We start from the raw sequence: 24727 nt of genomic DNA on the forward strand, positions 1-24727 counted from the left end.
AAAGTTATAAAACATTCACATCTATTCTTTCTTGTTATTAAAAAGAGTGATTAATCTATCGTCATGCAATGAATAGGGAAGTCGTGACGATGTCTTTAGGAAACACCTTACCCCCGGCGCTAGCAGGATTGGCTAGCCCGTTAAATGATCAACAACTCAATCAACTTCAACAAGCGGTGACTCAACTCAATCCCCAACAATTAGCTTGGGTGAGTGGTTATTTTTGGGGACTCAGCCAAACTAACGCACCTCAATTATCTTCTGTGCAAACTTTACCGCTAGCTGCCGTGGGCAAACTCAGCATTATTTTCGCTTCGCAAACGGGTAATGCGAAAGGTGTTGCTCAAGCGCTATTAAAAGAGGCACAAGCAGAAGGCATTAATGCTCAACTGTTTGATGCAAGTGATTACAAAGGTAAAGATCTAGCTAAAGAAACGCATGTGATCTTTGTGGCTTCAACCAATGGTGAAGGTGAAGCTCCCGATAATGCGCTAGTGCTGCATGAGTTTCTCAAATCGAAAAAAGCGCCTAAGCTGCCAAATCTCAAATACGGTGTGTTAGGTCTTGGCGATTCGAGTTATGAGTTTTTTTGCCAAACGGGTAAAGATTTTGACCAGTTTTTAGAAAACCTTGGGGCGCAACGTCTGATTGATCGCTTAGATGCGGATGTCGATTATCAGGCTGCAGCGACTGAGTGGCGCAAGCAAGTGCTGTCTATTTTGAAAGATGAGCTGACAGGAGCCGCGGTAGTGACGAGCGTGGCTACTTTCGCCGTGAGCCAGACAGCTGAGAGTCACTACAGTAAAGAGCAACCTTACACGGCGAGCTTATCGACGAGCCAAAAAATTACTGGCCGTGATTCAGGCAAAGATGTACGCCATATCGAAATTGATTTGGCGGATTCTGGCATCACATATCAACCGGGTGATGCGTTAGGTGTGTGGTATGAAAACCGCCCACAGCTGGTTGATGCATTGCTCGATAGCGTTGGCCTCTCTGGTAATGAACAAGTTCAAGTGGATGGTGAAACGCTTTCTCTGCATTCGGCACTGACTCATCATTATGAAATTACTGCAGCCAATCCGCAGTTGGTGGCGCAATTTGCTGAGCTTGCACAAAGCGAAAAGCTCACCTCTTTAGCCCAAGATAAAGAGGCGCTGCGTGCGTATGCCACTCGCACTCAAGTGATTGATGTATTACGCGAAGAAAAAATCCCCCTTTCTGCTACTCAGCTTTTATTGCTCCTACGTCGTTTAACACCGCGTCTTTATTCGATTGCCTCTAGTCAAAGCGAGGTGGGGGAAGAGGTGCATCTGACGGTTGGGGTGGTCGAGTATGAGTATGAGGGAGAGCAACGCTTGGGTGGTGCATCCAGCTTCTTAGCTCATCAATTAGAAGAGGGCGCTCCGGTTAAAGTCTTCGTCGAACACAATAACAACTTCAAATTGCCGAGTGATGATAATGCGCCGCTGATCATGGTTGGCCCAGGAACCGGAATTGCCCCTTTCCGTAGCTTCATCCAAGAGCGCGAAAACCGTGGTGCAGCAGGAAAAAACTGGTTGTTGTTTGGTGACCGCACCTTTACCCAAGATTTCCTCTACCAAGTCGAGTGGCAAAAGTACCTCAAGTCTGGCGTGTTAAATCGCTTAGATGTGGCTTTTAGTCGCGATCAGCACGAAAAGGTGTATGTGCAGCATCGCCTTTTAGAGCAAGCAGAGTTGGTATGGCAATGGTTACAAGAAGGCGCTTACTTCTACGTATGTGGTGATGCATCACACATGGCGAAGGATGTGCACCAAGCATTAATTACTGTCGTCGAGCAACAAGGTGGCTTGAATCGTGAGCAAGCTGAAGAGTATGTGAGTGAACTGCGTAAAGCAAAACGTTATCAAAGGGATGTCTACTAATGAGCGCAAATCAAAACCCATCAGTACAAGAGGTGCTTGGCGAAGTGCTCGGCCCATGGTCGGATAATGAACGCCTAAAGCGTGAGAGTCATTTTCTACGCGGGACGATCGAGCAAGATCTGCAAGATCGCATTACGGGTGGCTTTACCGCGGACAACTTCCAACTCATCCGCTTTCATGGCATGTATCAGCAAGATGATCGTGATATCCGTGCTGAGCGTAACAAGCAAAAACTTGAGCCTTTGCACAATGTCATGCTCCGTGCGCGTATGCCGGGAGGGATCATCACTCCTCACCAGTGGCTCGCGATCGATAAGTTTGCAACCGAACATACTCTGTACGGCAGTATCCGTTTAACCACACGACAAACTTTCCAGTTTCACGGGGTACTCAAGCCGAATATCAAACTGATGCACCAAACTCTGAACAGTATTGGTATCGATTCGATTGCGACCGCGGGGGATGTGAACCGTAACGTTTTGTGCACCTCTAACCCCGTAGAATCTGAACTGCATCTGCAAGCCTACGAGTGGGCGAAAAAGATCAGTGAACACCTACTACCGAAAACACGCGCTTATGCCGAAATTTGGTTGGATGGCGAAAAGATCGAAGGACCCGATGAAGAGCCCATTTTAGGTTCAAACTATTTGCCGCGTAAGTTCAAAACGACCGTTGTGATCCCGCCACATAATGATGTGGATGTGCACGCCAACGACTTGAACTTTGTCGCGATTGGTGAAAATGGCCAGTTGATCGGTTTTAACGTGTTGGTGGGTGGTGGCCTTGCGATGACGCACGGCGATACTTCAACCTATCCTCGTCGTGCCGATGACTTTGGTTTTATTCCTCTGGAGAAAACCTTGGAGGTTGCGGCTGCGGTGGTGAGTACGCAACGCGATTGGGGTAACCGTTCTAACCGTAAAAATGCCAAAACCAAGTACACCTTAGATCGTGTCGGGGTTGAGGTATTTAAAGCCGAAGTTGAAAAACGCGCGGGAATTGCATTTGCGCCAAGTCGGGCTTATGAGTTTACCAGTCGTGGTGATCGGATTGGTTGGGTTGAAGGTATTGATGGAAAACATCATTTAACCCTCTTCATTGAAAATGGTCGTTTGTTGGATTTCCCGGGTAAACCACTGAAAACGGGTGTGGCAGAGATTGCTAAGGTTCATCAAGGCGATTTCCGCATGACGGCTAACCAAAACTTGATTGTGGCTGGTGTGCCAGCGGATCAGAAACAGCATATTGAACAGCTCGCGCGTAGTCATGGTTTGATCGATGATGGTGTGAGTGAGCAGCGCATCAATTCTATGGCGTGTGTGGCCTTCCCAACCTGTCCACTGGCCATGGCGGAGGCCGAGCGTTTTCTACCTTCTTTTGTTACGCAAGTGGAAGGTATTTTGGCAAAACATGCGTTACCAAAAGAAGAGAACATAATTCTGCGTGTAACGGGCTGTCCGAATGGGTGTGGTCGTGCCATGTTGGCTGAGATCGGCTTGGTTGGCAAAGCACCGGGTCGCTACAACCTCCATTTAGGCGGCAATCGAAATGGAATGCGCATTCCTAAGATGTATAAAGAGAACATTACCGATACGCAAATCCTTCAAGAAATTGATGAGTTGGTGGGACGTTGGGCTAGCGAGCGTCTGGACGGTGAAGGATTTGGTGATTTCACTATTCGTGCAGGCATTATCGAAGAGGTCATTATCTCGAAGAGGGATTTCTATGCCTAACCATACCGTTCCAACACTAGAAGAGTTACTAACGTTAAATAAGGTGCAGCAAACGCTGCGCCTAACGGAAGTCAATCAGCATCTGGAATCCCTCACTGCGCAAGAGCGCGTCGTATGGGCTCTAGAAAATCTGCAAGGCAATCATGCACTGTCATCGAGTTTTGGTATCCAAGCCGCTGTGATGCTTCACCTACTCACTTCAGTGAAGAGTGACATTCCCATCGTTTTAACCGATACCGGCTATCTGTTCCCCGAAACCTATCAGTTTATTGATGAGATTACTGAGCGCCTCAATCTGAACTTAAAAGTTTACTCAGCGCCTGTATCAGCGGCTTGGCAAGAAGCTCGCTATGGAAAACTATGGGAGCAAGGTGTTGAGGGGATTGAACGCTACAACCAGATCAATAAAGTAGAACCGATGCGTAGAGCATTAGATGAACTCAACATTGGCACTTGGTTCTCGGGCTTACGACGTGAGCAGTCACAGTCACGAGCAAGCCTACCGATTCTGTCGGTACAAAATGGCGTGTTTAAATTCCTGCCAGTGATCGATTGGACCAATAAAGAGGTGCACTATTATCTCAAGGATAATGATCTGCCTTACCACCCACTTTGGGAACAAGGTTATCTTTCGGTAGGTGATACACACACCACTCAGAAATGGCAACCGGGGATGAGTGAAGAACAAACTCGTTTCTTTGGCTTAAAGCGTGAATGTGGGTTACACGAAGATAACCACGAGCATCAGTAAGCCGCGTTCGTTTTCTCTATACACATATACAAAGAGAGGCGGCCGTGATGCAGCCTCTCGCTTTATCTCAGCCTCTAAAAGAATAACTCTGTGGATAAGTTGTCATCAAGGTCTGAGTAAAGTGGGATAAATAAGCCATTGTGCGTAAATGCAGCGGTTAAGCGCTATTTCTATAAATTTTCTCAAAAAACACTTGCCAGTGTGAAGCGGATCTCTATAATGCGCCCTCGTTGACGCAGCAAGGGCTCACAGCCAAATCGATGCCTCAACAGGCCAGAAAAGAAAATTGAAAAAGTGTTTGACACGAAATTGATTCTCGCTAAAATGGCCGCCTCTTCTGAAGCAGACCGCCAAGAAGAACGCTCTTTAACAATATAAACCAATCAATCTGTGTGGGCACTCGTTGATGATAATCAAAAAAGATTTATCAATGAACTGAGTGACCATTTGAATGAGCAATCATTCAGCACAGTCAATTCAACATTACTTCGCTTTTTATTAAGCAAAGAATGTAATCAGTATTCATTGAGCCGAAGCGAAAGCTTCAAAAAACTTTTAATTGAAGAGTTTGATCATGGCTCAGATTGAACGCTGGCGGCAGGCCTAACACATGCAAGTCGAGCGGCAGCACAGAGGAACTTGTTCCTTGGGTGGCGAGCGGCGGACGGGTGAGTAATGCCTGGGAAATTGCCCGGTAGAGGGGGATAACCATTGGAAACGATGGCTAATACCGCATAACCTCGCAAGAGCAAAGCAGGGGACCTTAGGGCCTTGCGCTACCGGATATGCCCAGGTGGGATTAGCTAGTTGGTGAGGTAAGGGCTCACCAAGGCGACGATCCCTAGCTGGTCTGAGAGGATGATCAGCCACACTGGAACTGAGACACGGTCCAGACTCCTACGGGAGGCAGCAGTGGGGAATATTGCACAATGGGCGCAAGCCTGATGCAGCCATGCCGCGTGTATGAAGAAGGCCTTCGGGTTGTAAAGTACTTTCAGTAGGGAGGAAGGTGGTTAAGCTAATACCTTAATCATTTGACGTTACCTACAGAAGAAGCACCGGCTAACTCCGTGCCAGCAGCCGCGGTAATACGGAGGGTGCAAGCGTTAATCGGAATTACTGGGCGTAAAGCGCATGCAGGTGGTTTGTTAAGTCAGATGTGAAAGCCCTGGGCTCAACCTAGGAATCGCATTTGAAACTGACAAGCTAGAGTACTGTAGAGGGGGGTAGAATTTCAGGTGTAGCGGTGAAATGCGTAGAGATCTGAAGGAATACCGGTGGCGAAGGCGGCCCCCTGGACAGATACTGACACTCAGATGCGAAAGCGTGGGGAGCAAACAGGATTAGATACCCTGGTAGTCCACGCCGTAAACGATGTCTACTTGGAGGTTGTGCCCTAGAGGCGTGGCTTTCGGAGCTAACGCGTTAAGTAGACCGCCTGGGGAGTACGGTCGCAAGATTAAAACTCAAATGAATTGACGGGGGCCCGCACAAGCGGTGGAGCATGTGGTTTAATTCGATGCAACGCGAAGAACCTTACCTACTCTTGACATCCAGAGAATCTAGCGGAGACGCTGGAGTGCCTTCGGGAGCTCTGAGACAGGTGCTGCATGGCTGTCGTCAGCTCGTGTTGTGAAATGTTGGGTTAAGTCCCGCAACGAGCGCAACCCTTATCCTTGTTTGCCAGCACGTAATGGTGGGAACTCCAGGGAGACTGCCGGTGATAAACCGGAGGAAGGTGGGGACGACGTCAAGTCATCATGGCCCTTACGAGTAGGGCTACACACGTGCTACAATGGCGTATACAGAGGGCAGCGATACCGCGAGGTGGAGCGAATCTCACAAAGTACGTCGTAGTCCGGATTGGAGTCTGCAACTCGACTCCATGAAGTCGGAATCGCTAGTAATCGCAAATCAGAATGTTGCGGTGAATACGTTCCCGGGCCTTGTACACACCGCCCGTCACACCATGGGAGTGGGCTGCAAAAGAAGCAGGTAGTTTAACCTTCGGGAGGACGCTTGCCACTTTGTGGTTCATGACTGGGGTGAAGTCGTAACAAGGTAGCGCTAGGGGAACCTGGCGCTGGATCACCTCCTTACACGATGATTGTCGTGATGAGTGTCCACACAGATTGATTCGGTTTAGATTTGAGCATTAAGTGGGTCTGTAGCTCAGGTGGTTAGAGCGTACGCCTGATAAGCGTAAGGTCGGTGGTTCGAGTCCACTCAGACCCACCACTAACGATGGGGTTATAGCTCAGCTGGGAGAGCGCCTGCCTTGCACGCAGGAGGTCTGCGGTTCGATCCCGCATAGCTCCACCATCTTTAAGCGTTTTCGCTGAGAATGTTTAAAAATGGTTTTCATCAGAAAATCTTGCTCTTTAACAATTTGGAAAGCTGACAAAACAACAATTTATTGTTGTTTGTAAAGTTCTCAATGTTTATCGAAAGATAAACACCAACAACACATTCAAGTGTGCTTGGTATCGAATAAGACTTCGGTCTTGTTCAAATTTGAGTCCGGCAAAATCTGTCTCGCACTCATGTAAATTAAACGCGAGACAACTTAGGTTGTTTAAACAACAACCCGAAACTCCTTCGGGTTGTATGGTTAAGTGACTAAGCGTACACGGTGGATGCCTGGGCAGTCAGAGGCGATGAAGGACGTACTAACTTGCGATAAGCGCAGATAAGGCAGTAAGAGCCGTTTGAGTCTGCGATTTCCGAATGGGGAAACCCAACTGCATAAGCAGTTACTGTTAACTGAATACATAGGTTAACAGAGCAAACCGGGGGAACTGAAACATCTAAGTACCCCGAGGAGAAGAAATCAACCGAGATTCCGGTAGTAGCGGCGAGCGAACCTGGATTAGCCCTTAAGCACTCGGTGAAGTAGGTGAACAAGCTGGAAAGCTTGGCGATACAGGGTGATAGCCCCGTAACCGACGCTTCATCGAGCGTGAAATCGAGTAGGGCGGGACACGTGATATCCTGTCTGAATATGGGGGGACCATCCTCCAAGGCTAAATACTCCTGACTGACCGATAGTGAACCAGTACCGTGAGGGAAAGGCGAAAAGAACCCCTGTGAGGGGAGTGAAATAGAACCTGAAACCGTGTACGTACAAGCAGTAGGAGCACCTTCGTGGTGTGACTGCGTACCTTTTGTATAATGGGTCAGCGACTTATATTCAGTGGCAAGGTTAACCGTATAGGGGAGCCGTAGCGAAAGCGAGTCTTAACTGGGCGTTCAGTCTCTGGATATAGACCCGAAACCGGGTGATCTAGCCATGGGCAGGTTGAAGGTTGAGTAACATCAACTGGAGGACCGAACCGACTAATGTTGAAAAATTAGCGGATGACTTGTGGCTAGGGGTGAAAGGCCAATCAAACTCGGAGATAGCTGGTTCTCCCCGAAAGCTATTTAGGTAGCGCCTCGGACGAATACTACTGGGGGTAGAGCACTGTTAAGGCTAGGGGGTCATCCCGACTTACCAACCCTTTGCAAACTCCGAATACCAGTAAGTACTATCCGGGAGACACACGGCGGGTGCTAACGTCCGTCGTGGAGAGGGAAACAACCCAGACCGCCAGCTAAGGTCCCAAAGTATTGCTAAGTGGGAAACGATGTGGGAAGGCTCAGACAGCTAGGATGTTGGCTTAGAAGCAGCCATCATTTAAAGAAAGCGTAATAGCTCACTAGTCGAGTCGGCCTGCGCGGAAGATGTAACGGGGCTAAGCAATACACCGAAGCTGCGGCAATGTCTTTTAGACATTGGGTAGGGGAGCGTTCTGTAAGCCGTTGAAGGTGAATCGTAAGGTTTGCTGGAGGTATCAGAAGTGCGAATGCTGACATGAGTAACGACAAAGGGGGTGAAAAACCTCCTCGCCGGAAGACCAAGGGTTCCTGTCCAACGTTAATCGGGGCAGGGTGAGTCGACCCCTAAGGTGAGGCCGAAAGGCGTAATCGATGGGAAACGGGTTAATATTCCCGTACTTCTGACTATTGCGATGGGGGGACGGAGAAGGCTAGGTGGGCCAGGCGACGGTTGTCCTGGTTCAAGTGCGTAGGCTTGAGAGTTAGGTAAATCCGGCTCTCTTTAAGGCTGAGACACGACGTCGAGCTGCTACGGCAGTGAAGTCATTGATGCCATGCTTCCAGGAAAAGCCTCTAAGCTTCAGATAGTCAGGAATCGTACCCCAAACCGACACAGGTGGTCGGGTAGAGAATACCAAGGCGCTTGAGAGAACTCGGGTGAAGGAACTAGGCAAAATGGTACCGTAACTTCGGGAGAAGGTACGCTCTTGATGGTGAAGTCCCTCGCGGATGGAGCTGACGAGAGTCGCAGATACCAGGTGGCTGCAACTGTTTATTAAAAACACAGCACTGTGCAAAATCGCAAGATGACGTATACGGTGTGACGCCTGCCCGGTGCCGGAAGGTTAATTGATGGGGTTAGCGTAAGCGAAGCTCTTGATCGAAGCCCCGGTAAACGGCGGCCGTAACTATAACGGTCCTAAGGTAGCGAAATTCCTTGTCGGGTAAGTTCCGACCTGCACGAATGGCGTAATGATGGCCACGCTGTCTCCACCCGAGACTCAGTGAAATTGAAATCGCTGTGAAGATGCAGTGTACCCGCGGCTAGACGGAAAGACCCCGTGAACCTTTACTACAGCTTGGCACTGAACATTGAACCTACATGTGTAGGATAGGTGGGAGGCTATGAAGACGTGACGCCAGTTGCGTTGGAGCCGTCCTTGAAATACCACCCTTGTATGTTTGATGTTCTAACTTAGACCCATTATCTGGGTTGAGGACAGTGCCTGGTGGGTAGTTTGACTGGGGCGGTCTCCTCCCAAAGAGTAACGGAGGAGCACGAAGGTGGGCTAATCACGGTTGGACATCGTGAGGTTAGTGCAATGGCATAAGCCCGCTTAACTGCGAGAATGACGGTTCGAGCAGGTGCGAAAGCAGGTCATAGTGATCCGGTGGTTCTGTATGGAAGGGCCATCGCTCAACGGATAAAAGGTACTCCGGGGATAACAGGCTGATACCGCCCAAGAGTTCATATCGACGGCGGTGTTTGGCACCTCGATGTCGGCTCATCACATCCTGGGGCTGAAGTCGGTCCCAAGGGTATGGCTGTTCGCCATTTAAAGTGGTACGCGAGCTGGGTTTAGAACGTCGTGAGACAGTTCGGTCCCTATCTGCCGTGGGCGTTGGAAGATTGAAGGGGGCTGCTCCTAGTACGAGAGGACCGGAGTGGACGAACCTCTGGTGTTCGGGTTGTGTCGCCAGACGCATTGCCCGGTAGCTAAGTTCGGAATCGATAACCGCTGAAAGCATCTAAGCGGGAAGCGAGCCCTGAGATGAGTCTTCCCTGACAGTTTAACTGTCCTAAAGGGTTGTTCGAGACTAGAACGTTGATAGGCAGGGTGTGTAAGCGTTGTGAGGCGTTGAGCTAACCTGTACTAATTGCCCGTGAGGCTTAACCATACAACACCCAAGGGGTTTTGTAGTGGACTCAAAGCTAAGCGCATAAGAATGTGTGTGAGAACGAAAACAGCTTTCCGAATTTTAAAATTTTGCTTGGCGACCATAGCGTTTTGGACCCACCTGACTCCATCCCGAACTCAGAAGTGAAACGAAACAGCGTCGATGGTAGTGTGGGGTTTCCCCATGTGAGAGTAGAACATCGCCAGGCTCCTATTTATTTTCACTTTTTAAAAGTGAAGACAAAAGGTCCGACTGGTCTAGTAATAGACGAGTCACCATAAAGTTCTAAAAATTTTAGAGTTTTATGTTGACTTTCAAAGTGGGAAGCGTATTATACGCACCTCGCTGACGTGCTAAAGCACTGAAAGCCAAGCTCTTTAACAATATAAACCAATCAATCTGTGTGGGCACTCGTTGATGATAATCAAAAAAGATTTATCAATGAACTGAGTGACCATTTGAATGAGCAATCATTCAGCACAGTCAATTCAACATTACTTCGCTTTTTATTAAGCAAAGAATGTAATCAGTATTCATTGAGCCGAAGCGAAAGCTTCAAAAAACTTTTAATTGAAGAGTTTGATCATGGCTCAGATTGAACGCTGGCGGCAGGCCTAACACATGCAAGTCGAGCGGCAGCACAGAGGAACTTGTTCCTTGGGTGGCGAGCGGCGGACGGGTGAGTAATGCCTGGGAAATTGCCCGGTAGAGGGGGATAACCATTGGAAACGATGGCTAATACCGCATAACCTCGTAAGAGCAAAGCAGGGGACCTTCGGGCCTTGCGCTACCGGATATGCCCAGGTGGGATTAGCTAGTTGGTGAGGTAAGGGCTCACCAAGGCGACGATCCCTAGCTGGTCTGAGAGGATGATCAGCCACACTGGAACTGAGACACGGTCCAGACTCCTACGGGAGGCAGCAGTGGGGAATATTGCACAATGGGCGCAAGCCTGATGCAGCCATGCCGCGTGTATGAAGAAGGCCTTCGGGTTGTAAAGTACTTTCAGTAGGGAGGAAGGTGGTTAAGCTAATACCTTAATCATTTGACGTTACCTACAGAAGAAGCACCGGCTAACTCCGTGCCAGCAGCCGCGGTAATACGGAGGGTGCAAGCGTTAATCGGAATTACTGGGCGTAAAGCGCATGCAGGTGGTTTGTTAAGTCAGATGTGAAAGCCCTGGGCTCAACCTAGGAATCGCATTTGAAACTGACAAGCTAGAGTACTGTAGAGGGGGGTAGAATTTCAGGTGTAGCGGTGAAATGCGTAGAGATCTGAAGGAATACCGGTGGCGAAGGCGGCCCCCTGGACAGATACTGACACTCAGATGCGAAAGCGTGGGGAGCAAACAGGATTAGATACCCTGGTAGTCCACGCCGTAAATGATGTCTACTTGGAGGTTGTGCCCTAGAGGCGTGGCTTTCGGAGCTAACGCGTTAAGTAGACCGCCTGGGGAGTACGGTCGCAAGATTAAAACTCAAATGAATTGACGGGGGCCCGCACAAGCGGTGGAGCATGTGGTTTAATTCGATGCAACGCGAAGAACCTTACCTACTCTTGACATCCAGAGAATCTAGCGGAGACGCTGGAGTGCCTTCGGGAGCTCTGAGACAGGTGCTGCATGGCTGTCGTCAGCTCGTGTTGTGAAATGTTGGGTTAAGTCCCGCAACGAGCGCAACCCTTATCCTTGTTTGCCAGCACGTAATGGTGGGAACTCCAGGGAGACTGCCGGTGATAAACCGGAGGAAGGTGGGGACGACGTCAAGTCATCATGGCCCTTACGAGTAGGGCTACACACGTGCTACAATGGCGTATACAGAGGGCAGCGATACCGCGAGGTGGAGCGAATCTCACAAAGTACGTCGTAGTCCGGATTGGAGTCTGCAACTCGACTCCATGAAGTCGGAATCGCTAGTAATCGCAAATCAGAATGTTGCGGTGAATACGTTCCCGGGCCTTGTACACACCGCCCGTCACACCATGGGAGTGGGCTGCAAAAGAAGCAGGTAGTTTAACCTTCGGGAGGACGCTTGCCACTTTGTGGTTCATGACTGGGGTGAAGTCGTAACAAGGTAGCGCTAGGGGAACCTGGCGCTGGATCACCTCCTTACACGATGATTATCGTGATGAGTGTCCACACAGATTGATTCGGTTTAGATTAGAGAAGAGTATCTTAGTGTCCCGTTCGTCTAGAGGCCTAGGACACCGCCCTTTCACGGCGGTAACAGGGGTTCGACTCCCCTACGGGATACCACTTCCGTTGCGAAGTTAGGGGGTCGTTAGCTCAGTCGGTAGAGCAGTTGACTTTTAATCAATTGGTCGCAGGTTCGAATCCTGCACGACCCACCATTTCCTTCCTCCACAGGAAGTAAAACATGTGGGCGATTAGCTCAGTTGGGAGAGCACCTGCCTTACAAGCAGGGGGTCACTGGTTCGAACCCGGTATCGCCCACCACTCTTTAAGTATTTTTGGAATGAACTTCCAAACCACCAAAAACTGCGTGGTTCGGATTTTTGACGCCGAAAGTCTTTAGAAAGTGGCTCTTAGTAATAAGAAGTACTTTGCTCTTTAACAATTTGGAAAGCTGACAAAACAACAATGTATTGTTGTTTGTAAAGTTCTCAATGTTTATCGAAAGATAAACACCAACAACACATTCAAGTGTGCTTGGTATCGAATAAGACTTCGGTCTTGTTCAAAATTTGAGTCCGGCAAAATCTGTCTCGCACTCATGTAAATTAAACGCGAGACAACTTAGGTTGTTTAAACAACAACCCGAAACTCCTTCGGGTTGTATGGTTAAGTGACTAAGCGTACACGGTGGATGCCTGGGCAGTCAGAGGCGATGAAGGACGTACTAACTTGCGATAAGCGCAGATAAGGCAGTAAGAGCCGTTTGAGTCTGCGATTTCCGAATGGGGAAACCCAACTGCATAAGCAGTTACTGTTAATTGAATACATAGGTTAACAGAGCAAACCGGGGGAACTGAAACATCTAAGTACCCCGAGGAGAAGAAATCAACCGAGATTCCGGTAGTAGCGGCGAGCGAACCTGGATTAGCCCTTAAGCACTCGGTGAAGTAGGTGAACAAGCTGGAAAGCTTGGCGATACAGGGTGATAGCCCCGTAACCGACGCTTCATCGAGCGTGAAATCGAGTAGGGCGGGACACGTGATATCCTGTCTGAATATGGGGGGACCATCCTCCAAGGCTAAATACTCCTGACTGACCGATAGTGAACCAGTACCGTGAGGGAAAGGCGAAAAGAACCCCTGTGAGGGGAGTGAAATAGAACCTGAAACCGTGTACGTACAAGCAGTAGGAGCACCTTCGTGGTGTGACTGCGTACCTTTTGTATAATGGGTCAGCGACTTATATTCAGTGGCAAGGTTAACCGTATAGGGGAGCCGTAGCGAAAGCGAGTCTTAACTGGGCGTTCAGTCTCTGGATATAGACCCGAAACCGGGTGATCTAGCCATGGGCAGGTTGAAGGTTGAGTAACATCAACTGGAGGACCGAACCGACTAATGTTGAAAAATTAGCGGATGACTTGTGGCTAGGGGTGAAAGGCCAATCAAACTCGGAGATAGCTGGTTCTCCCCGAAAGCTATTTAGGTAGCGCCTCGGACGAATACTACTGGGGGTAGAGCACTGTTAAGGCTAGGGGGTCATCCCGACTTACCAACCCTTTGCAAACTCCGAATACCAGTAAGTACTATCCGGGAGACACACGGCGGGTGCTAACGTCCGTCGTGGAGAGGGAAACAACCCAGACCGCCAGCTAAGGTCCCAAAGTATTGCTAAGTGGGAAACGATGTGGGAAGGCTCAGACAGCTAGGATGTTGGCTTAGAAGCAGCCATCATTTAAAGAAAGCGTAATAGCTCACTAGTCGAGTCGGCCTGCGCGGAAGATGTAACGGGGCTAAGCAATACACCGAAGCTGCGGCAATGTCTTTTAGACATTGGGTAGGGGAGCGTTCTGTAAGCCGTTGAAGGTGAATCGTAAGGTTTGCTGGAGGTATCAGAAGTGCGAATGCTGACATGAGTAACGACAAAGGGGGTGAAAAACCTCCTCGCCGGAAGACCAAGGGTTCCTGTCCAACGTTAATCGGGGCAGGGTGAGTCGACCCCTAAGGTGAGGCCGAAAGGCGTAATCGATGGGAAACGGGTTAATATTCCCGTACTTCTGACTATTGCGATGGGGGGACGGAGAAGGCTAGGTGGGCCAGGCGACGGTTGTCCTGGTTCAAGTGCGTAGGCTTGAGAGTTAGGTAAATCCGGCTCTCTTTAAGGCTGAGACACGACGTCGAGCTGCTACGGCAGTGAAGTCATTGATGCCATGCTTCCAGGAAAAGCCTCTAAGCTTCAGATAGTCAGGAATCGTACCCCAAACCGACACAGGTGGTCGGGTAGAGAATACCAAGGCGCTTGAGAGAACTCGGGTGAAGGAACTAGGCAAAATGGTACCGTAACTTCGGGAGAAGGTACGCTCTTGATGGTGAAGTCCCTCGCGGATGGAGCTGACGAGAGTCGCAGATACCAGGTGGCTGCAACTGTTTATTAAAAACACAGCACTGTGCAAAATCGCAAGATGACGTATACGGTGTGACGCCTGCCCGGTGCCGGAAGGTTAATTGATGGGGTTAGCGTAAGCGAAGCTCTTGATCGAAGCCCCGGTAAACGGCGGCCGTAACTATAACGGTCCTAAGGTAGCGAAATTCCTTGTCGGGTAAGTTCCGACCTGCACGAATGGCGTAATGATGGCCACGCTGTCTCCACCCGAGACTCAGTGAAATTGAAATCGCTGTGAAGATGCAGTGTACCCGCGGCTAGACGGAAAGACCCCGTGAACCTTTACTACAGCTTGGCACTGAACATTGAACCTACATGTGTAGGATAGGTGGGAGGCTATGAAGACGTGACGCCAGTTGCGTTGGAGCCGTCCTTGAAATACCACCCTTGTATGTTTGATGTTCTAACTTAGACCCATTATCTGGGTTGAGGACAGTGCCTGGTGGGTAGTTTGACTGGGGCGGTCTCCTCCCAAAGAGTAACGGAGGAGCACGAAGGTGGGCTAATCACGGTTGGACATCGTGAGGTTAGTGCAATGGCATAAGCCCGCTTAACTGCGAGAATGACGGTTCGAGCAGGTGCGAAAGCAGGTCATAGTGATCCGGTGGTTCTGTATGGAAGGGCCATCGCTCAACGGATAAAAGGTACTCCGGGGATAACAGGCTGATACCGCCCAAGAGTTCATATCGACGGCGGTGTTTGGCACCTCGATGTCGGCTCATCACATCCTGGGGCTGAAGTCGGTCCCAAGGGTATGGCTGTTCGCCATTTAAAGTGGTACGCGAGCTGGGTTTAGAACGTCGTGAGACAGTTCGGTCCCTATCTGCCGTGGGCGTTGGAAGATTGAAGGGGGCTGCTCCTAGTACGAGAGGACCGGAGTGGACGAACCTCTGGTGTTCGGGTTGTGTCGCCAGACGCATTGCCCGGTAGCTAAGTTCGGAATCGATAACCGCTGAAAGCATCTAAGCGGGAAGCGAGCCCTGAGATGAGTCTTCCCTGACGGTTTAACCGTCCTAAAGGGTTGTTCGAGACTAGAACGTTGATAGGCAGGGTGTGTAAGCGTTGTGAGGCGTTGAGCTAACCTGTACTAATTGCCCGTGAGGCTTAACCATACAACACCCAAGGGGTTTTGTAGTGGACTCAAAGCTAAGCGCATAAGAATGTGTGTGAGAACGAAAACAGCTTTCCAGATTTTAAAATTTTGCTTGGCGACCATAGCGTTTTGGACCCACCTGATTCCATCCCGAACTCAGAAGTGAAACGAAACAGCGTCGATGGTAGTGTGGGGTCTCCCCATGTGAGAGTAGAACATCGCCAGGCTTTTAATTTAGCACCAAGCGCTAACCAATGCGGAGCGGTAGTTCAGTTGGTTAGAATACCGGCCTGTCACGCCGGGGGTCGCGGGTTCGAGTCCCGTCCGCTCCGCCACTTATTTGAGAAACCCAGTCTTACGACTGGGTTTTTTGCTTTTGGGCAATCCCTATCTCTGCTTCCTAGCATGACCCTTCTCTTAAGCTCTAACGTCTAAGCTTCTGACTTCTTATTTACTGATTTTGGGCTGATTCCTACCTTGGTTATCTTCGCCTTGGCGCTGTATCGTGACTCAAACCTCAAGCGAATGGGGCTCTGTTGCTATTCGCAGTTGAGCGCGTACCGTATTTAACTCTCTGCAGCAGGGCTGCACAGTGAGAAGTGAATATGAGTGCTGGCTCTCATGCGAATTGGTCGTAGAGCGATAAGAAAAAGCCGACGCACTGGGCATCGGCTCAAGGAGATATACTCGGCTTCTAGAGTCTAGGCTTACAAGATCTGCAAGTTATTAAGTGCGAGTCTGATGCGCTAGAGCGGAGTTCGACCTGCTCATCATCTCCATATGACAAACATGTTTATGCTTTTGTATTCTGCTTGAACCATCGCTGAACGCTAACATCATGATAAACAGTAGGTAATAAAAAAGCCGCAGTGGTGAGGAGTTCACTGCGGCTTTTTGGTAAAGAAAGATAATGGTTAGTTGTGGTTCTCTTGTTGAGTGAGTGGCTGCTCACTCTCTGGATTGAGCTCTGCTTGCATTGCTTTTTCGGTTTTTTTCGCTTTCTCAATCATCGGAGTAATAGTAGATCCTTGTACTAGAATTGAAAAAACAACCACAGCGTAGGTCATGACGAGGATCAGTTCTTTTACATCAATCAATTTCTCTGGGATGACCATGATTCCAGAAGGGATAGAGAGTGCCATCGCGAGTGCTAAACCACCGCGTAAGCCACCCCAAGTCAAAATGCGGATTGACCAAGGATTGTAAGTGCGGTAGCGCTTAAAGCCAATGTAAGAGACAAACACACTCAGGTAACGTCCACACAGAACAACCGGAATTGCAAATGCCATCAAGATCCAATCTTCTTGGTGGAATTCGAACAACAGCATCGACATACCGATCAATAGGAACAAGACGCCGTTGAGGAATTCATCGACCAGTTCCCAGAAGTGATCGAGATGTTCTTCACTCTCTTTTGAGAAGCCAATAAATCGAGTCCAGTTACCAATCATGATGCCAGAGACCACCATCGCGAGTGGGCCTGAAACGTGAATTACATCAGCAAAGGCATAACCTGCCGTTGGAATACCTATGGTTAACAACAGCTCCATCGAGTGGTCATCGGTTGCCGAAATAAGGTAGTGAAACAGTAGCCCGAGAAGGAAACCGTAAACAATGCCTCCGATAGCTTCTTGCATGAAGAGCAAGGTAACACTGCCGATGGTGGGAGTTTCATGACCAAAAGCAATCGTAAAGATCGTGACAAAGATAACCAGACCAAAACCATCGTTGAAGAGTGATTCACCTTCAATCTGGGTAGAAATTCGTTTTGGCGCTTTTAGCTTCTTCACAATCGCTAAAACGGCAATCGGGTCGGTGGGGGAAATAAGAGCACCGAACAGTAAGCAGTAGACTAGATCAAACTGAATGCCGATCAACTGACAGAAGCCGTACAACGCAAATCCGATAAAGAAAGTGGAGAATAAAGTAGCGCCAAGTGCTAGAACGGTAATTTCCCACTTTTGATCTTTTAGATTGGGTAATTTAATCCCCAAACCACCTGCAAAAAGTAGGAAGCCTAAGATCCCTTTGAGCAGGAAATTTTCAAAGTTAATACTGGTGACGGTTTCTGTCGCAATTTGGGAGAGATGGAACCAGTTGTTTTGACCTGCGATGAGGATTAATAACGACAACATCATCGAACCTGCAGTAATGGCGATGGTTGTTTGCATTTTGCTGATCTTGCTGTTTAAAAAAGCAATCAACATGGCTGCCGCAGAGAGGAAGCACAAAGTGTAATAGACGGACATTCTCTTCTCAGTGTGTGTAACAATTTGTGAACGAAATTGTCTTTCTCTGTTGAGTAAATAGCAAATACTTTTTAATCATACGAGGGTGAGCTCACACACAAAATATTTTGGTTGGTTTAATCGTTTTTTAGACGTCTAGATTTCTGAAATTTGTGTGATAGGATGTCATCAAAGCAAAAGGAATGAGGCGGTATAGTGAGAATGGAAGTGAGACAGCAACTCGAACAACAACTGAAACAGCGTATCCTACTGATTGATGGTGGTATGGGAACGATGATTCAGAGTTATAAGTTACAAGAGGAAGACTATCGCGGTGCACGATTTGTCGATTGGCACTGTGATTTGAAAGGAAATAACGACCTCTTAGTGCTTACTCAGCCGCAAATTATTAAAGAGATTCACTCCGCTTACCTTGAAGCTGGGGCGGATATTCTTGAGACCAACACCTTTAACTCAACCACGATTGCTATGGCAGACTATGACATGCAATCGCTCAGTGCCGAAATTAACTTTGCCGCCGCTAAGCTTGCACGTGAAGTTGCGGATGAATGGACAGCTAAAAATCCTAATAAGCCACGCTATGTGGCTGGTGTGCTTGGTCCAACCAACCGCACTTGTTCGATTTCTCCTGATGTGAATGATCCGGGCTTTCGTAATGTTTCTTTTGACCAGCTTGTTCAGGCGTATTCCGAATCCACCCGCGCTTTGATCAACGGCGGAAGCGATCTGATCCTCATTGAAACCATCTTCGATACGCTTAACGCCAAAGCGTGTGCGTTTGCGGTCGATAGTGTGTTTGAAGAACTGGGCATCAACTTACCGGTGATGATTTCCGGTACGATTACTGATGCCTCTGGGCGTACTCTGTCTGGACAGACGACGGAAGCTTTCTACAACGCCTTGCGTCATGTACGGCCGATTTCGTTTGGCTTGAACTGTGCGTTAGGCCCTGATGAGCTGCGCCAGTACGTGGAAGAGCTTTCACGCATTTCAGAATGCTATGTTTCCGCGCACCCAAATGCCGGACTGCCCAATGCGTTTGGTGAATACGATCTCTCTGCCGAGGAAATGGCAGAACATATTGCGGAATGGGCACAAGCAGGCTTTCTTAACTTAGTTGGTGGTTGCTGTGGTACGACACCTGAGCATATCGCGGCGATGGCCAAGGCCGTCGAGGGTGTGAAACCAAGGGCTTTACCCGAGCTGAAAGTGGAATGTCGTCTCTCGGGGTTAGAGCCGCTGAATATTGGCCCTGAAACACTGTTTGTTAACGTGGGAGAACGTACTAACGTCACCGGTTCAGCGCGTTTTAAGCGTTTAATTAAAGAAGAGCAATACGATGAGGCGTTGGATGTCGCGCGTGAGCAGGTAGAAAATGGCGCGCAGATCATTGATATCAACATGGATGAAGGCATGTTGGACGCCGAGGCGTGCATGGTGCGCTTTTTGAATCTATGCGCCTCTGAACCAGAAATATCCAAAGTTCCGGTGATGGTCGACTCCTCTAAATGGGAAGTCATTGAAGCGGGTCTGAAATGCATTCAGGGTAAAGGCATCGTCAACTCTATCTCTCTAAAAGAAGGGAAAGAGAAGTTTATAGCCCAAGCCAAATTGGTACGCCGCTACGGTGCCGCCGTGATTGTGATGGCGTTTGACGAAGTGGGCCAAGCGGATACCCGTGAGCGCAAATTAGAGATCTGTCGTCGGGCTTACCATATTTTGGTCGATGAAGTGGGCTTTCCACCGGAAGATATTATTTTCGACCCTAACATCTTTGCCGTTGCGACCGGAATTGATGAGCACAATAACTACGCGTTGGATTTCATTAATGCAGTTGCAGACATTAAGCGTGAGTTGCCGCATGCGATGATTTCTGGCGGTGTGTCTAACGTTTCTTTCTCTTTCCGCGGCAACAACTATGTGCGTGAAGCGATCCATGCTGTTTTCCTTTATCACTGCTTCAAACACGGCATGGACATGGGGATTGTCAACGCAGGGCAGCTTGAAATCTACGATAACGTTCCGCTGAAACTGCGTGAGGCAGTGGAAGATGTGATCCTCAATCGACGTAACGATGGCACGGAAAGACTGCTTGAGATCGCCGAAGCGTATCGCGAAAACAGTGTCGGTAAAGAAGAGGATGCTTCTGCGTTAGAGTGGCGCGCATGGCCTGTGGCTAAGCGCCTAGAGCACGCTTTAGTCAAAGGCATCACCGAATTTATCGTCCAAGACACTGAAGAAGCACGTCAGCAAGCCAGTAAACCGCTGGAAGTGATTGAAGGGCCGCTGATGGATGGCATGAACGTCGTCGGCGACCTGTTTGGCGAAGGGAAAATGTTCCTACCGCAAGTCGTAAAATCAGCGCGCGTCATGAAACAAGCCGTTGCGTATCTTGAGCCTTTCATTAATGCGCAAAAAAGTGGTAGCACTTCAAACGGTAAGATTTTGTTGGCGACCGTAAAAGGCGATGTGCATGACATTGGTAAGAACATTGTTGGTGTGGTGCTGCAGTGTAATAACTTCGAGATTATTGACCTTGGTGTGATGGTGCCTTGTGAGCAGATCCTCAAAGTCGCGCGCGAGCAAAATGTCGATATCATCGGTCTCTCTGGGCTTATCACACCGTCTTTGGATGAGATGGTGCACGTGGCGAAAGAGATGGAGCGACAAGGGTTTGAACTGCCACTCTTGATTGGTGGGGCAACGACCTCTAAAGCGCATACCGCAGTGAAAATCGAACAGAATTATCATGCGCCTGTGGTGTACGTGAATAACGCATCGCGTGCAGTGGGGGTATGTACTTCGCTGTTGTCTGATGAGCTGCGTCCTGGATTTATCGAGCGGTTGGACCTCGATTATGAGCGCACGCGCGATCAGCATGCGCGTAAAACGCCCAAATCTCGCCCTGTGACCTTAGAGCAGGCGCGAGCCAATAAAGCCACGATCGATTGGGCGAGTTATACGCCGCCCATGCCTGCGAAACCGGGTGTGCATTTGTTTGAAAACATTGTGTTAGCCACGCTGCGTCCTTATATCGACTGGACGCCTTTCTTTATGACTTGGTCGCTCATGGGTAAATACCCTGCCATTTTGGAGCATGAAGAAGTCGGTGAAGAAGCCAAACGTTTGTTCCACGATGCTAATGCTTTACTTGATAAGGTGGAACGAGAAGGGCTGCTGAAAGCCAGTGGTATGTGCGCGTTGTTCCCTGCCGCGAGCGTGGGCGATGACATTGAGGTGTACAGTGATGAGTCTCGCACACAAGTAGCGCATGTGCTGTACAACTTGCGTCAGCAGACCGAAAAGCCGAAAGGAGCCAACTATTGTTTGTCGGACTATGTTGCTCCGAAAGAGAGCGGTAAACGTGATTGGATTGGCGCGTTTGCAGTAACTGGTGGCATTGGTGAGCGAGCGCTGGCCGATGCTTATAAAGCACAAGGCGATGATTACAATGCGATCATGATCCAAGCGGTGGCTGATCGTTTGGCGGAAGCCTTTGCGGAATATCTGCATGAAAAAGTGCGTAAAGAGATTTGGGGTTATGCGAGCGATGAAAATCTCTCTAATGATGAGCTGATCCGTGAGCGTTATCAGGGCATTCGACCAGCGCCGGGGTATCCCGCGTGTCCTGAGCATACCGAGAAAGCGACTTTGTGGCAGATGCTGAATGTCGAAGAGAGCATAGGCATGTCACTGACCACTAGCTATGCGATGTGGCCGGGCGCTTCGGTATCCGGTTGGTATTTCTCGCATCCTGATTCTCGCTATTTTGCGGTCGCGCAGATCCAACAAGATCAGCTGCACAGCTACGCTGAGCGTAAAGGTTGGAGTTTGCAAGAAGCCGAAAAATGGCTGGCGCCTAACCTTGATGCTTAATCCGTAAGACCACCATCCACAATCAAAGAGGCCACGTCATGTGGCCCCTGGTTTTTATCTCGCGAGTTTGATTTTACTCTTGCTCAAACAGCTCTTTATGCAGCTTCTGCACTGCTTGTTTAGAGACAGATTCATGCAGCAAGAAACAGAGATTATGCGCGCTGGCGCCATAGCAAATCATACGGAGGTTGTAATCTTCCAATACACTGAACACTTGCTTCGCGTAGCCACGGCTCTCTTTCATCTTGTTGCCGATCAGAGCAATCAAACACAGGTTGTATTCGACTTCGACCGTACATAGCTCTTCCAACTCGGCGCGCACCGCTTCAGGCAATTCTGGTGCACCGCCTGAGGTATCGGTTTTATCCAGTGTCAGTGACACGCTGATTTCTGAGGTAGTGATGAGATCGACCGAAATTTTATGCTTGGCGAGAATTTCGAACACTTTGGCGAGGAAACCGTAAGCATGGAACATCTGCGCGCTACGCAGTGTCACCATGGTTTGATTACAGCGTAGAGCAAGTGCGCGATACAGTGGCGCGCTTTCGACTTGTTTACGGATCCAAGTGCCGCCTTTTTCCGGTTCTTTTGATGAGCCAACAAACACGGGGATGCCATGGCGTACCGCTGGAAGCAAGGTGGATGGATGCAAAATCTTGGCACCAAAATTGGCCATTTCTGAGGCTTCGCTAAAGCTTATCTCAGGAATCGGCGCTGCTTTTGGCGCGATACGTGGATCGGTACTGTAGATCCCCGGTACGTCAGTCCAAATCTCTAAGCCACTTGCTTGTACTGCTTCGGCAATCAAAGCGGCTGAATAATCACTGCCACCACGACCTAAAGTGGTGGTATTACCTTGTGCATCAGAACCGATAAAGCCTTGAGTCACTACCACATACTGTTCACACAATGGAGCCAGTTTTTCTTTGGCCAACTGAGTGATTTCAGCCAGTTGTGGTTCGGCGCGACCATAATGATCGTCAGTGCGTAGCACTTCGCGGATATCAAAACGTACGGCATCGACGCCACGTTCACGCATTAGTTGCGTCAGAATATAAGTAGAAATGAGCTCACCGCACGCCACTAAGTGGTCGGTAAGTTTCTTGCTCGATTGAAATGAGGCGGCTTCCGCTGCACTGGCGACGGAGTCCAATACCGCTTTGACTTCTTTCTCGACGCGGGTTGGATCCGCGAGCTGGTCGATAATCACATAATGGATATCAGCCAGTTGTTGCAAAATCGCTTGGCGGCGTTCAGCAGATGCAACGCCATTGGCGAGTTCGACCAATAAATTGGTCACGCCAGAGCAGGCGCTGCTCACGACTAAGCGTGTTTGTGGATTGTTTTCGATAATGGCCGAACAACGGCTCATGGCTTCAAAGTTGGCGACACTAGTACCACCAAATTTGGCGACGTTAAATGTGCTCACGGCAATTCTCCCAGACTTCCTGAAAAACGAGTTGTTGGTAACCCAACGTCCAATGTTGTGAAGAGAGTGTTTTTTAATAGAGCAAAATAGAGGAGTGACTATAGAAAGATTTCCCTCAGAAGCTCTTCATCAGATTCGAGCTGATGACAGTTGAAGGGATTCAGCCCATTCAACCGATAAACCAAAGCCGCAACTTTAATTCACCTCGGCACTACTCCCCCTGAATGTTCTGTTTTGGAGTTGAGGCTCCACAAAACATCTGCCTGGGCAGTGCTCCTCTTCTGCTAGATAGCTCACACATTGAACGGTGTTGGCGAAATCTTGTCAACGACAAAATGTTCTAAAAGTGCAAATAAAAATGACATTAGTGTGACAAGGATTAACACTCTGGACATAGGTCGAATTGTTGCTGCTACTGAATTGCATTAGGCTAGTGGTTCTGGTCGCCACAACAAGGAGTCGTTATGACTATTCGTAGCTTTATCCCCCCGCATCGGATTTTGATGGGGCCGGGGCCTTCTGATATTCCGCCACAAGTTCTGCAAGCGCTCAGCCGCCCCACCGTTGGTCATCTTGATCCTCTGTTTATCGGTATGATGGATGAGCTGAAACAGCTGTTGAAATATGCCTTCCAAACTGAAAACGAATTCACGATTGCTGTTTCTGCGCCGGGTAGTGCGGGTATGGAAGCCTGTTTTGTTAACCTCGTCGAGCCGGGCGATAAAGTGATTGTGTGCCGCAATGGGGTGTTTGGTGAGCGGATGCGCGATAACGCTGTGCGTTGTGGGGCAGACGTTGTGGTGGTTGATGATGAATGGGGTTGCCCAGTCAGCGTTGAAAAAGTGCAAGCCGCGATAGATGAGCATCCGGATGCGAAAATACTGGCTTTTGTACAAGCAGAAACTTCAACCGGAGCCTTAAGTGATGCGCAAGCTTTGGCTGCTCTCGCTAAGCAACATGGCATGCTGACGATTGTTGATGCCGTAACGTCTTTAGGTGGTGTACCACTGTTGGTGGATGAGTGGCAGCTTGATGCGGTGTATTCTGGTAGCCAAAAATGTCTCTCTTGTGTGCCGGGTTTGGCTCCTTTGACATTCTCACCTCGTGCAATTGAGAAGATTCAATCACGTAAAACGCCGATTCAAAGCTGGTTCTTGGATCAAAGCTTGGTGTTGGGTTATTGGAGTGGAGCGGGTAAGCGTAGTTATCACCACACAGCACCCGTTAATAGTTTGTATGCTTTGCACGAAGCTCTGCTGATTTTACAACAGGAAGGGTTAGAGCAAGCGTGGCAGCGCCATCGTGTGATGCACGACAAGCTCAAACAAGGTTTAGAGCAACTGGGCTTTAAGTTTGTGGTAGCTGAGTCGTATCGTTTGCCGCAGTTGAACGCGATTTATGTGCCGGAAGGCATTGATGAAGCGAAAGTGCGCAGCCATCTGCTCAATGAATACAATTTAGAAATTGGTGCTGGGCTTGGGGTATTAGCTGGCAAAGCATGGCGGATTGGCGTAATGGGCTACGGTGCGCGCTCGGAAAACATTGCGTTATGTTTGCGGGCACTGGAAGAGTCACTGCGTTAATGCAAAGCGGTGTGAAATAGAAATCAGGGTGGCTTAG

The 24727-nt window shown here is 49.1% G+C and carries 7 protein-coding genes, 6 tRNA genes, 6 rRNA genes and 1 riboswitch; of the genes, 17 read left to right on the forward strand and 2 right to left on the reverse strand.

Going from position 1 to position 24727, the window contains the following annotated elements:
- Nucleotides 1-68: 68 nt before the first annotated feature.
- From MKA69_RS05950 to MKA69_RS06020, 15 genes are all read left to right on the forward strand, one after another.
- On the forward strand, nucleotides 69-1907 hold the full coding sequence (locus MKA69_RS05950) for an assimilatory sulfite reductase (NADPH) flavoprotein subunit (RefSeq protein ID WP_371131825.1): 1839 nt from the start codon (nucleotides 69-71) through the stop codon (nucleotides 1905-1907).
- Complete coding sequence (gene cysI / locus MKA69_RS05955; protein WP_305847675.1) at nucleotides 1907-3640, forward strand: assimilatory sulfite reductase (NADPH) hemoprotein subunit; 1734 nt, start codon at nucleotides 1907-1909, stop codon at nucleotides 3638-3640. Before MKA69_RS05950 ends, cysI begins: the two co-directional genes overlap by 1 nt.
- A complete protein-coding gene (locus MKA69_RS05960; protein ID WP_305847676.1) occupies nucleotides 3633-4391 on the forward strand; it encodes a phosphoadenylyl-sulfate reductase in 759 nt (252 codons plus the stop codon). Before cysI ends, MKA69_RS05960 begins: the two co-directional genes overlap by 8 nt.
- 556 nt (nucleotides 4392-4947) lie before the next feature.
- Nucleotides 4948-6490, forward strand: a 16S ribosomal RNA gene (locus MKA69_RS05965).
- A 62-nt stretch (nucleotides 6491-6552) separates the two neighbouring features.
- Nucleotides 6553-6629, forward strand: a tRNA-Ile gene (locus MKA69_RS05970).
- An 8-nt stretch (nucleotides 6630-6637) separates the two neighbouring features.
- A tRNA-Ala gene (locus MKA69_RS05975) sits at nucleotides 6638-6713 on the forward strand.
- Between the two features lie 287 nt (nucleotides 6714-7000).
- Nucleotides 7001-9887 (forward strand): 23S ribosomal RNA (locus tag MKA69_RS05980).
- A 92-nt stretch (nucleotides 9888-9979) separates the two neighbouring features.
- A 5S ribosomal RNA gene (gene rrf / locus MKA69_RS05985) occupies nucleotides 9980-10095 on the forward strand.
- Nucleotides 10096-10454: 359 nt separating this feature from the next.
- A 16S ribosomal RNA gene (locus MKA69_RS05990) occupies nucleotides 10455-11997 on the forward strand.
- Nucleotides 11998-12065: 68 nt separating this feature from the next.
- A tRNA-Glu gene (locus MKA69_RS05995) sits at nucleotides 12066-12141 on the forward strand.
- Between the two features lie 19 nt (nucleotides 12142-12160).
- Nucleotides 12161-12236: transfer RNA gene (locus MKA69_RS06000), tRNA-Lys, on the forward strand.
- A gap of 30 nt (nucleotides 12237-12266) precedes the next feature.
- Nucleotides 12267-12342, forward strand: a tRNA-Val gene (locus tag MKA69_RS06005).
- A 343-nt stretch (nucleotides 12343-12685) separates the two neighbouring features.
- A 23S ribosomal RNA gene (locus tag MKA69_RS06010) occupies nucleotides 12686-15572 on the forward strand.
- A gap of 92 nt (nucleotides 15573-15664) precedes the next feature.
- Nucleotides 15665-15780 (forward strand): 5S ribosomal RNA (rrf, locus tag MKA69_RS06015).
- Together the 16S, 23S and 5S rRNA genes with 6 tRNA genes alongside form the textbook arrangement of a ribosomal RNA operon.
- A 31-nt stretch (nucleotides 15781-15811) precedes the next feature.
- Nucleotides 15812-15888: transfer RNA gene (locus MKA69_RS06020), tRNA-Asp, on the forward strand.
- Nucleotides 15889-16467: 579 nt separating this feature from the next.
- On the opposite strand, the gene MKA69_RS06025 is transcribed toward MKA69_RS06020, so the two are convergent.
- Nucleotides 16468-17802, reverse strand: a complete 1335-nt coding sequence (locus MKA69_RS06025; protein WP_000118243.1) for a sodium:proton antiporter — start codon at nucleotides 17800-17802, stop codon at nucleotides 16468-16470.
- A gap of 195 nt (nucleotides 17803-17997) precedes the next feature.
- Between MKA69_RS06025 and metH the strand changes: the two genes are divergently transcribed.
- Nucleotides 17998-21678, forward strand: a complete 3681-nt coding sequence (gene metH / locus MKA69_RS06030) for a methionine synthase (RefSeq protein ID WP_305847677.1) — start codon at nucleotides 17998-18000, stop codon at nucleotides 21676-21678.
- A 73-nt stretch (nucleotides 21679-21751) separates the two neighbouring features.
- On the opposite strand, the gene lysC is transcribed toward metH, so the two are convergent.
- A complete protein-coding gene (gene lysC / locus MKA69_RS06035) occupies nucleotides 21752-23107 on the reverse strand; it encodes a lysine-sensitive aspartokinase 3 (RefSeq protein WP_305847678.1) in 1356 nt (451 codons plus the stop codon).
- 111 nt (nucleotides 23108-23218) lie between these two features.
- Nucleotides 23219-23396, reverse strand: a riboswitch (Lysine riboswitch).
- 175 nt (nucleotides 23397-23571) lie between these two features.
- On the opposite strand from lysC, the gene MKA69_RS06040 reads away from it, so the two are divergent.
- A complete protein-coding gene (locus tag MKA69_RS06040) occupies nucleotides 23572-24690 on the forward strand; it encodes an alanine--glyoxylate aminotransferase family protein (protein WP_305847679.1) in 1119 nt (372 codons plus the stop codon).
- The last annotated feature ends 37 nt before the right edge of the window (nucleotides 24691-24727 follow it).

The sequence above is a fragment of the Vibrio sp. AH4 genome (genome assembly GCF_030710545.1).
In the GTDB taxonomy this organism is placed as follows: Bacteria; Pseudomonadota; Gammaproteobacteria; order Enterobacterales; family Vibrionaceae; genus Vibrio; species Vibrio metoecus.